The organism is Colwellia sp. BRX8-4, from assembly GCF_014077345.1.
Taxonomy (GTDB): Bacteria; Pseudomonadota; Gammaproteobacteria; order Enterobacterales; family Alteromonadaceae; genus Colwellia_A.
Map to the genome: position 1 here is coordinate 1 of NZ_JACGVS010000041.1, position 9,050 is coordinate 9,050.

Here is a 9,050-nt window from a genome sequence, read left to right on the forward strand (position 1 = left end):
TCAAAGTGGCCGGGATAGCTTCCCATTATGAGCCCGAATATAAGCACGCATCTAAAATTTTAAAAGTTTTTTCTTGTACAATACGAGGAGTCCATATAAGCAAATAGCCAACTGTTATTTGTCCTTTTAAGTGACTTGTTAGCATACTGGGTACACCTGTCGTTTAAATTTTCTTTGACAGCCAATGCATGACATTTAGAAGAAACTGTTCATTTTGTTCCGCACCATCTGAGACTAAACCATATTTTTTACCCGTTGAAACCGTAACTTGCGATGAGAACGTCATCCCCTCAGAAAACACTGCAACTCGACCTTCACCAACTTCCAAAACTGCTCCTTGATACCAGCCATTCATTGATACTCTTGGAGTTTTGCCATTTACTTGAAAAGGTATCTCGGGCACAACAGATGTGGCTCCTTTACCTAGAGTTAAAAGGGGCTGTGCACTTTCAGGTATTTGAAAAGCGGAACCACCAAATGTTTTAACTTGAGTGATATCTTGGGTTATTGAATGTTCTATAAGGGATTTATTATCTAAGCGAAATAAGGCGTCACGGACATGACCATTACTAAACTCAAAACCAAAAGCAGATGATAGTTTTTCTATAACTTTTGGAAAAGGTGTGTGATCGGCAACTAGAAAAAGAGAACCACCTTGTGATACCCATTGTTTAACGGCTTCAACTTCTCCTTTGTCAAATGCATCTCCGAATGGAGGGTTCCAGTCCTGTCTATTTTTATCTAGTGCATTTGCGACTACCAATATATCCGCTTGTTTTAAATAAGTTAAAGTGAACTTTTCTTTACTAGATTTCACAGTATAACCATCACTAGACAGAACTTGAGAAAAAGGCTTGTATCTGCCCTTTTTTGTAAGGAAATTATTATGAGCTTCATCAATAAGAACAACAGGGCTATTTAATTTAGAAAAGGTACTATTGATATTTTTGGGGACGAAATCAGGATCTGGTTGTTGATCACTATCAGAACAAGACGACACTCCAACTAAAAGGAGTCCTAAAAGAATAGTTTTACAAATTGATTTCATTTAAATGTTCCATATTGATTACCACGATTCTAATTAAAGTATGCTAACGCCGCAATAACCGGCGCGTAGTTGATTGCCTTGTTATGTGTTTGCCACGAGATAGTATAAGTTGCCATATTCTCTCGAATCCGCTTTCTTTATTTCTTTGGCCTCAATAGCTTCTTGAAACCATTGTTTAATGTGACTTTCTTGAACATTGGGGTATTGCTTTTTACGCGTATTAACAAAACCACATAGTCTCCATTCATCGAAACCATCAATACGCCCATTGGAGCCATAGTCGAAATCGACTACATTCTTCTTGCTGATTTCAACCTTACAACCTACGCCGTGGAAAAAGTATTTATGCTTACCTCCAAGCATACCTACCTGCTCAATCGACACCCCCCAATTGTGAGGCTTGTCAGTATCAAGAAACTTCTTTAGAAGCTCGTTGGCTTCTTCGACTTTATTTTGGAAGTCGGAGATTATTTTTCGAAGCTCACTATTCATGATTTACACATAACGCCACATTAAGCGGCAAAAAGTTGTTGGTTAAAATGTTGAACGGAGTGAAAACAACCAACTGTTTTTTGTCCGTTTGAACGCCTTGTTAGAAGTTTGAAAGCACCCTACCTATTAAACTGTCTTTCGCACGGAATACCATCTCCATCACCGTCCATTTTAGTATTAGGACAGTAACGAATAAAATACTTTGCTTCTTCATATGAAGTCATTTGAGAACAATGCTGCCTGCCATCGCATTTATAAGCAACTTTAGGCTTAGCTATCTCTTTAGCTTGAGCTAATGTTTTCATAGCATCACTATTTGAGAATTCAGGTACAGTTTTTTTGTGAGTGGTTTCAACAATGGAGCTGTCTTTAAAGTAGAACTGCCATGCCGCTCCACAAATAACGATGAGAATAAGTAAATTTTTCAATTGAACACCATCCTTGATAAAACTTCTAACGCCCCACTAAGAGGCTAAGTAATGGTTGGCTAAAATGGTATAGCGAAGCGAAACGTAGCCAACTGTTACGTGTCCTTGTTGATTTTCTTGTTATGTGTTTTTACTCTGATCTTGGTTAATAATTTTAAGTAGTAAATCTATTCTACGATTAGTTTTCTTACTTTCAGCTGTAACCATGCCTTGAACAACAGACGAAGCAAAGAAAATAATACACAACACTTGAAATAATTCAGTATCTATAGTGAAAAAAATATTAGCTAATATAAGGAAACCAAACGGCATCACTGTCAGAATGAAATCTCTTACCTCTTCATTTTTTGAGCCTAATTTATTAAACTCTTCCAAATCCTTTTGATTCGCTAGTACTTCATCAAACTTAATTTTTGCATTTATTTTTAATAGTTCATCATTATCCATTAATTACACCTATCCCTCGAAACACATAACGCCCCACTAAGAGGCAAATAATAGTTGGTTATAATAGAGAGCGAAGCGAACAAAACCAACTGTTATTTGTCCTGCTTGAGTGGCTTGTTAGCAGTATATTATTCCGAACTAGCCATTTTTGCATAATTAGCAGTTATTTTAGTTCCGTGTTCCGTTCTAATGATGGAAGCTTTATCGATGTAAATAACTGATTTTTCCAAATGAATCTTTACAGTTCCATTAGCGATTGATGGTGTGTCCGTTTCCCATTTTGAATCTATTAAAAGTTCAAATATGACATCATTAGGTAAAAATATTTCAACGTTATTACTATAAAGATGATAATCATTATTTTTAGACGTTAGCACCTTCTGAGCAGAAATTGTCATAGATGAAGCCATAGAAGATGAAGTTAAAAACATAGAACTACCGAAAAGAGCAATTATCAGTGAACAAGCAACCACTAATTTTGATTTGACCGGATTTTTATTTGCTCTGGTTTCAGTTCTAGTGTCATTTTCATATAACTCGTTAACATCTAATTCGAAACAAGAAGCTAAAGCTTTAATAGTCTCCAAAGATCCAGTTCCATTGTTTTCTACTCTTTGTATAGTCCTCAAACTAACAACACTTGCATCAGCTAAATGCTGTTGACTCCATGCTTTATTTTTACGTTCAGATATTACTTTTTGAGAGTTTATTTTCATTTCCATTTTATATTCTTCCACATAATGATCGAGTCAATATATTGGTAAGAAATTCCTTCTTTGTATACGACAAATGTACGTCAATGATACGCCAACCCTATGACATACTGCTAACGCCACGTTAAGCGGCAAAAAATTGTTGGCTAAAATTGTGAACGGAGTGAAACAGCCAACTGTTTTTGTCCGTTTGAACGTCTTGTTATATGCCAACTACACTCGTTTCGAAATTAGTTTGCCACTGACCAGTTTCTTTAAGATCGGCAATCCAAGAAAGAAAAAAAGCGTAAGTAAGAATGCATTAATAAGTAAATATGTAACTGTGAAATTTTCAACTTCTTCGAATGCTACTTTATCATCTGCTTTCTTAGTAAACCGAATCGTTTTATTTGATGGTATCACTAAATAACTTTTCATTTTATATGCAGAAGTAATATCACCAGAAGGAGATGATGTTTCTTCCTCTGATTTTGACTCCAGCGCTAAATATACATTACTTGGATATAGCCTAGATAGTTCAATTTTAGCTTCTGACCAAGGAGTTATAATTTCATTAATAAGTATTAATGGAAAAACAAAAGCTAACATGGTGAAAAAAGAAAAAATGATTTTTAAAAATGCTACGAGATGCAAGCCTTAACTCCTTTTTGGCATATAACGCCCTGTTAAGAGGCAAAATTTAGTTGGCTAAAATGTTGAGGAACGAAAACAGCCAACTGAATTTTGTCCTGCTTTAACAGCTTGTTAGGGCTGAACATACTCAAGACTATCAATTATTGATTTAGCCACTTTAGCATCGTTATCTAAATTAAAATAAACAGTAATCTGAACGTATGAGTCATTTGTAATGATGTAACCATTATACGTAAGTGTTAGTTTATTATTTTCTTTTTCATTTAGTCTATATGAATATTTAGTCAGTCCTTCTTTAACAATTGATTCCACATCAAATGCTTTTGGATCAGAACCAGAAGAGATCCACTTAATTATTTCTTCAATTGTTTCGTTATCATCATTATTCCAGATGTTAATCCAAACCGTTACTCCTGGCCTCCAGAGCACTAAAGAACCATCCTCAACCCTTCTATTGTGAGGTTGATTAAGAGTTATAAGCCATTCATTCGTTATCCTATACTGCCCATCAACGACAGGAAAATCTGGATGTAACATATTTGGTTTCCCCGAAACACTAAAACAATAAAAAAGCTAAAAACACCTGCATACTTGCATTTAGCCCTAACGCCCACTTAAGCGGACAAAAATAGTTGGTTAAAATGTGAAGCGAAGCGGAACCTAACCAACTGTTTTTGTTCCGTTTGAAGTTCTTGTTAGAGGTACTTTACGCCGACAAATAACCTGCTTCGAACTCCGTACCTTCGTAATATTTTAACTTATAAATGAGATTAGACTCTTGAAAGCCTTTAACTTCTAGTGTTGCGTCTTTGATAGAACCACACTTTATATTTGTTTGATATTTATAAGTAATAATATCTTTTGCTAGTTCATTACGCGAAATATTACTTATAGTTACCTTTGTTGATACTCCATCAAGTGATAATAATAAATAGTTACTTGAAATATTTAACTCATCTCCTTTCCATGAAGTAATAACAAAAGATAATAACTCATTAACATTTGATTTTAGCTCCCCATCATCTACAGGTATAACAGGAGGTAAAGGGATAAGAGGCGAAACCATCATACCTTGTTGAGAATATTGATCACAACCACCAGCTTTCAAGTCTATTTTCTTATTCAGATCTAGGTTTACATGATAACCAAACGTATTTTTTACAACATTTAGTCCTTCAAATTTAATACCTGATTTGTATATTGCCGCTGAAATAGCACAGCCACTTAATAGTAAGACTATAAAAAGAGAAATGAACCGATGCATCCTTGTACCTCTAACGCCACGTTAAGCGGCAAAAAATTGTTGGCTAGAATTGTGAACGGAGTGAAACAGCCAACTGTTTTTTGTCCGTTTGAACGCCTTGTTAGGCATATGTGCCGCACCATACGACATTTATGATTTCTTTGTTTTTTTCTAACAGTTCCTTTAAAGCAGAGATAAGCAAATGAGCATCCTCTATTTTTGCTTTGTTTCGGCCAAACAGACTTTTAGCATGTGGATTTAAGTAAATATGCCATTCATTGGTTCGATTTTCTACATTCGCACAACAAAGTGAATATTCATTATCATCTACAATATATTCAATGAACCAACCCCAATCTTCTGACTACGGGTATTTTGTGGGAACACCTTTTTTAGCAAGTTCTTTCCCAAGCCACCAAGCTAACTCCGCACCATATACTCCAGGGTTAACCTGAGCTTCATCTGCTAAATGAAGATGGAAGAGATCTGAATTGAAATTTACACTGATATCCATTTAATGTATGCCTAACGCCCCACTAAGGGGCAAATAATAGTTGGTTATAATAGAGAGCGAAGCGAACAAAACCAACTGTTATTTGTCCTGCTTGAGTGGCTTGTTATATGTACTTTATATTGTACCAACCGTAAACTTTAAAAAATGTGCTTTCAGAGGAACTTTTATGTTACCTGACAAATTTTGTTTGCTAGATTGCGCCATATTTATCTCAATACGTTCTGAATTTACCACATGAAAAGTATCACCACCTTCAGGGTGAACTTTTCTATAGAATGCATTTATTCGAACAAAAACTGATTTACGTAAATTAGAAGTATTCTCTATTTCTAATTTATATTCACAATTATTCGGTTTGCATTCGTGCCATTTCGATACAATCTGGATATCACTATTTTTACTTTCTAAATAGCTGTTGATTATTAGAGCTAAGAAAACTGAAATAGTTAATACATAAATGACTCTCAGTATTAATCTTTTTTGCTTGACTCTTTTTGTGTGTTCAGCTCGTGTTAGCATAATCTCATGTACATATAACGCCCCACTAAGAGGCTTTTAACAGTTGGTTAAAATGTGAAGCGAAGCGGAACCTAACCAACTGTTAAAAGTCCTGCTTGAGTGGCTTGTTAAGTGGCTGATACTCTTGCCTTTACTGTATCAAAGTTTTCAACATTCGTATTGATTTTACAACCTAAATAAATAACAACTTCGCGGGCACCTGCAGCTAGTGCTAACTCGCGTAATACTCTTTCTTCTATATCTGTAAGACCACCATCAGTTTTTTCTAACTGGTGAATAATAACTCTTGGTGCAGGTCTGATTCTTGAATTGTGAATTGTATACATGCCATGCTGCAATATTTTCTCTGCACACATAAAATCTGCGACAAAAGACCGACTGTGCTTGAAAGGGTTAAGCACTCTTATATTAGGAGAAGATAGGGTTTTAGCAGCCTTTCCGATTGCCTTTATGATTTCCCCTTTCTTAGTATTTTCTAAAGCAATATAAGGTTCTTCCTCGAATGAAATATCAGAAGAAAAATCTTTAATCGAAACTTTATTTTCGCTTAATTCAAAAAGTAAATCATTTGAGAAAAGACTTCTAAGGAATGTGAACAATACTCTCGGCCTCCGAGCCACTTAACGCCCCACTAAGAGGCAAATGATAGTTGGTTATAATGAGAGCGAAGCGAACAAAACCAACTGTTATTTGTCCTACTTGAGTGGCTTGTTATAAGTATTTTACTCTGACTCTGTTTTAGGTTTGATTAACAGTTTTAACAATATTTTTTCGATAGAATAAAAACATAGGGCCAAAACTGTATATAACCCTGTGCTTATTGCACCCCAAATAAAACCAGAATCGCTACTTGTATAAGGTAAACCTAACTCAGCATGACGTTCAATACTTGAATTAATTAAGTACCAATTTGCAAAAACAGCAAGTAAAAGAAATCCCGCTAAAATTTTGATAGATTTAAATTTATACTTTTTAATTATTAATTTGATCTCATCCGGTGACATATACACTCCCTTTTTGAATACTTATAACGCTTTGCTAAGCGGCTAAAAATAGTTTGGCTACAATAACGAACGAAGTGAGGGAAGCCAACTGTTTTTTGTCCGTTTAAGCAACTTGTTAGTTGCCTTGGATTAATTGCAGTGCTAACATTTGTGAGTACAAAACTAATTTAAGGTAACATATTATGGACACTCGCATTCAATTTAGAGTTGATGAAGAAACGAAACGTTTAGCGCAACAAATGGCGGAAAGCCAAGGCCGTACTCTTAGCGACGCATGCCGAGAACTTGCAGAAGGTTTAGCAGAAGAACAAAGAAAAACTATAAGCCATGATGCATGGTTATCGGAACAAATAAATGCAGCATTTGACAAGTTTGATAATGGAAAAGCTAATTTTATTTTGCATGATGAAGCAAAAAAATTAATGGAAGCAAGAAAACAGAAAATCCGTAATAGAGACAAATCATGATCTTTTGGGAAGAAGAATCATTAAATGATCGTGAAAAAACATTTGAATTTCTTTTTGATTTTAATCCAAGTGCAGCAGAAAAAGCTGATCAAACTATTGAAGCTAAAGTTGAAAACTTACTAGAACACCCCCTAATGGGTGTTAAAAGAGACATTTTTCGTGGAAGAGTGTTAATCATTCCAGAAATATCAATGATTGTTTCTTATTGGGTCGATGGTGATACGATTAGAATAATGCGAGTTTTACACCAAAAGCAGAATTTCCCACCAGAATAAAGGCAACTAACGCCACATTAAGCGGCAAAAAATTGTTGGCTAAAATGTTGAACGAAGTGAAAACAGCCAACTGTTTTTTGTCCGTTTGAATGCCTTGTTAGGTGTAAATATTTCAATTAGAAAACTGATAAAACAATACAAAACTAGTAACTGCAAAAGCACACCATAAACTTATAGAACCTCTATTATTTTCTTTTATAAAAATCTGCTTAATTAAACCAACTATTAAAAACAATTCACATACGCACCACAAAAATAAAATAGGTATAAGAATTATCCCTTCAGGTCCACTCGAAAACAATATAATTGCAGAAGCCAATAAAAGGTGGCTACAAATAAGCCTCTTTAATATAAAATCCATAGTTATATACGCATTACACCTAACGCCACATTAAGCGGCAAAAATTAGTTGGCTAAAATGTTGAACGGAGTGAAAACAGCCAACTGTTTTTTGTCCGTTTGAATGCCTTGTTATGTGATTTTTACATTACCACAAACCGCACAATTTATATAAATATTAACGACATAAAATACACATTAAAAAAAACCACAGCATTGCGACACACCAAACCGTGAATTTTGAGCCACTAATAAAAAGTGAATTTACCACTTACCTGCTTTAGCGAAAAACTATTTAACCAAAAACTGAAATAGATTTAATTACGCGTAAATAACCATGATAAAGAAAAGGCAACTACCACAATTACATTTAATCGAATTCGCAATGCCGCATAACGCCTTACTAAGCGGCGCGAAATAGTTGGCTAAAATGTACGAGGAACGAGTGCTAGCCAACTGTTTAGCGTCCGTTTGAGTAACTTGTTATATGCCTATTGCCCAGAACAGTTACGTTATATTTTTAGTAATTATTTCCGAAGTACATAGCTCACCACAAACGTTGCAAGAGCCACTTATAAATTTACGATTATTCTCAATATATAGTTCTGGTCTGCCGATACCTAAGTCTGCTTCTGAGCAATTTTCACACCAAGTATCATCAAGATAAAGAGAACGTTCAATTTCATCAAGTGAGCTCAAATCTATAATTTGCTTCATAATTCCCTAGGCATATAACGCCCCACTAAGAGGCAAATAATAGTTGGTTATAATAGAGAGCGAAGCGAACAAAACCAACTGTTATTGTGATCTTCCCCCGATAAAACGGACACATTTTTTTTCACGCTGCCAGGGCTTCATATTCTATTGGCGAGCAATAACTTATCCCTGAATGCATCCTCAAAACATTGTAGTATTTGTTAATGTAACT

The 9,050-nt window shown here is 35.1% G+C and carries 14 protein-coding genes and 1 pseudogene; 2 read left to right on the plus strand and 13 right to left on the minus strand.

The features are described from left to right. Nucleotides 1-163 precede the first annotated feature (163 nt). From H4J56_RS18875 to H4J56_RS18930, 12 genes and pseudogenes are all read right to left on the minus strand, one after another. The gene (locus H4J56_RS18875) at nucleotides 164-1,048 is read right to left on the minus strand and encodes a DUF4350 domain-containing protein (RefSeq protein ID WP_182244790.1); all 885 of its coding nucleotides are present in this window, start codon (nucleotides 1,046-1,048) and stop codon (nucleotides 164-166) included. Between the two features lie 81 nt (nucleotides 1,049-1,129). Next, a complete protein-coding gene (locus tag H4J56_RS18880) occupies nucleotides 1,130-1,540 on the minus strand; it encodes a DUF6896 domain-containing protein (RefSeq protein WP_182259777.1) in 411 nt (136 codons plus the stop codon). A 119-nt stretch (nucleotides 1,541-1,659) separates the two neighbouring features. Next, nucleotides 1,660-1,794 (minus strand): annotated as a pseudogene (locus H4J56_RS18885) (excalibur calcium-binding domain-containing protein); the annotation flags it as partial. Nucleotides 1,795-2,088: 294 nt separating this feature from the next. Beyond that, nucleotides 2,089-2,415 carry a hypothetical protein gene (locus H4J56_RS18890; protein ID WP_182259778.1) on the minus strand — a complete coding sequence of 109 codons (327 nt, stop codon included), beginning with the start codon at nucleotides 2,413-2,415 and terminating at the stop codon, nucleotides 2,089-2,091. Nucleotides 2,416-2,543: 128 nt separating this feature from the next. Then, complete coding sequence (locus H4J56_RS18895) at nucleotides 2,544-3,137, minus strand: helix-turn-helix transcriptional regulator (protein ID WP_182259779.1); 594 nt, start codon at nucleotides 3,135-3,137, stop codon at nucleotides 2,544-2,546. Nucleotides 3,138-3,341: 204 nt separating this feature from the next. Beyond that, entirely contained in the window at nucleotides 3,342-3,761 is a 420-nt protein-coding gene (locus tag H4J56_RS18900) for a hypothetical protein (protein ID WP_182259780.1), read from the minus strand. A gap of 111 nt (nucleotides 3,762-3,872) precedes the next feature. After that, the gene (locus H4J56_RS18905) at nucleotides 3,873-4,298 is read right to left on the minus strand and encodes a hypothetical protein (RefSeq protein ID WP_182259781.1); all 426 of its coding nucleotides are present in this window, start codon (nucleotides 4,296-4,298) and stop codon (nucleotides 3,873-3,875) included. 169 nt (nucleotides 4,299-4,467) lie between these two features. Next, the gene (locus tag H4J56_RS18910; RefSeq protein WP_182259782.1) at nucleotides 4,468-5,025 is read right to left on the minus strand and encodes a hypothetical protein; all 558 of its coding nucleotides are present in this window, start codon (nucleotides 5,023-5,025) and stop codon (nucleotides 4,468-4,470) included. Between the two features lie 343 nt (nucleotides 5,026-5,368). Next, a complete protein-coding gene (locus H4J56_RS19835; RefSeq protein ID WP_259368209.1) occupies nucleotides 5,369-5,518 on the minus strand; it encodes a hypothetical protein in 150 nt (49 codons plus the stop codon). Between the two features lie 114 nt (nucleotides 5,519-5,632). Next, nucleotides 5,633-6,037, minus strand: a complete 405-nt coding sequence (locus H4J56_RS18920) for a hypothetical protein (RefSeq protein ID WP_182259783.1) — start codon at nucleotides 6,035-6,037, stop codon at nucleotides 5,633-5,635. Nucleotides 6,038-6,144: 107 nt separating this feature from the next. After that, on the minus strand, nucleotides 6,145-6,636 hold the full coding sequence (locus tag H4J56_RS18925) for a rod shape-determining protein (protein WP_220465973.1): 492 nt from the start codon (nucleotides 6,634-6,636) through the stop codon (nucleotides 6,145-6,147). 123 nt (nucleotides 6,637-6,759) lie between these two features. Continuing rightward, complete coding sequence (locus H4J56_RS18930; RefSeq protein WP_182259784.1) at nucleotides 6,760-7,041, minus strand: hypothetical protein; 282 nt, start codon at nucleotides 7,039-7,041, stop codon at nucleotides 6,760-6,762. Between the two features lie 182 nt (nucleotides 7,042-7,223). Here H4J56_RS18930 and H4J56_RS18935 point away from each other — a divergent pair, with 182 nt between their 5' ends. Continuing rightward, nucleotides 7,224-7,508 (plus strand): damage-inducible protein J, encoded by a 285-nt coding sequence (locus H4J56_RS18935; RefSeq protein WP_182170367.1) that lies wholly within the window; start codon nucleotides 7,224-7,226, stop codon nucleotides 7,506-7,508. Beyond that, nucleotides 7,505-7,783: a type II toxin-antitoxin system RelE/ParE family toxin gene (locus H4J56_RS18940; protein WP_182259785.1), complete on the plus strand. Its 279-nt coding sequence runs from the start codon at nucleotides 7,505-7,507 to the stop codon at nucleotides 7,781-7,783. Before H4J56_RS18935 ends, H4J56_RS18940 begins: the two co-directional genes overlap by 4 nt. A gap of 846 nt (nucleotides 7,784-8,629) precedes the next feature. Here H4J56_RS18940 and H4J56_RS18945 read toward each other — a convergent pair. Then, on the minus strand, nucleotides 8,630-8,839 hold the full coding sequence (locus H4J56_RS18945) for a hypothetical protein (RefSeq protein WP_182259786.1): 210 nt from the start codon (nucleotides 8,837-8,839) through the stop codon (nucleotides 8,630-8,632). Between the last annotated feature and the right edge of the window lie 211 nt (nucleotides 8,840-9,050).

Excerpts from the sequence above, each read along its gene's own strand:
- H4J56_RS18875 (WP_182244790.1), bottom strand. The coding sequence starts at position 1,048 with ATGAAATCAATTTGTAAAACTATTCTTTTAGGACTCCTTTTAGTTGGA.
- H4J56_RS18880 (WP_182259777.1), bottom strand. The coding sequence starts at position 1,540 with ATGAATAGTGAGCTTCGAAAAATAATCTCCGACTTCCAAAATAAAGTC.
- H4J56_RS18890 (WP_182259778.1), bottom strand. The coding sequence starts at position 2,415 with ATGGATAATGATGAACTATTAAAAATAAATGCAAAAATTAAGTTTGAT.
- H4J56_RS18895 (WP_182259779.1), bottom strand. The coding sequence starts at position 3,137 with ATGGAAATGAAAATAAACTCTCAAAAAGTAATATCTGAACGTAAAAAT.
- H4J56_RS18905 (WP_182259781.1), bottom strand. The coding sequence starts at position 4,298 with ATGTTACATCCAGATTTTCCTGTCGTTGATGGGCAGTATAGGATAACG.
- H4J56_RS18910 (WP_182259782.1), bottom strand. The coding sequence starts at position 5,025 with ATGCATCGGTTCATTTCTCTTTTTATAGTCTTACTATTAAGTGGCTGT.
- H4J56_RS19835 (WP_259368209.1), bottom strand. The coding sequence starts at position 5,518 with ATGGATATCAGTGTAAATTTCAATTCAGATCTCTTCCATCTTCATTTA.
- H4J56_RS18920 (WP_182259783.1), bottom strand. The coding sequence starts at position 6,037 with ATGCTAACACGAGCTGAACACACAAAAAGAGTCAAGCAAAAAAGATTA.
- H4J56_RS18930 (WP_182259784.1), bottom strand. The coding sequence starts at position 7,041 with ATGTCACCGGATGAGATCAAATTAATAATTAAAAAGTATAAATTTAAA.
- H4J56_RS18935 (WP_182170367.1), top strand. The coding sequence starts at position 7,224 with ATGGACACTCGCATTCAATTTAGAGTTGATGAAGAAACGAAACGTTTA.
- H4J56_RS18940 (WP_182259785.1), top strand. The coding sequence starts at position 7,505 with ATGATCTTTTGGGAAGAAGAATCATTAAATGATCGTGAAAAAACATTT.
- H4J56_RS18945 (WP_182259786.1), bottom strand. The coding sequence starts at position 8,839 with ATGAAGCAAATTATAGATTTGAGCTCACTTGATGAAATTGAACGTTCT.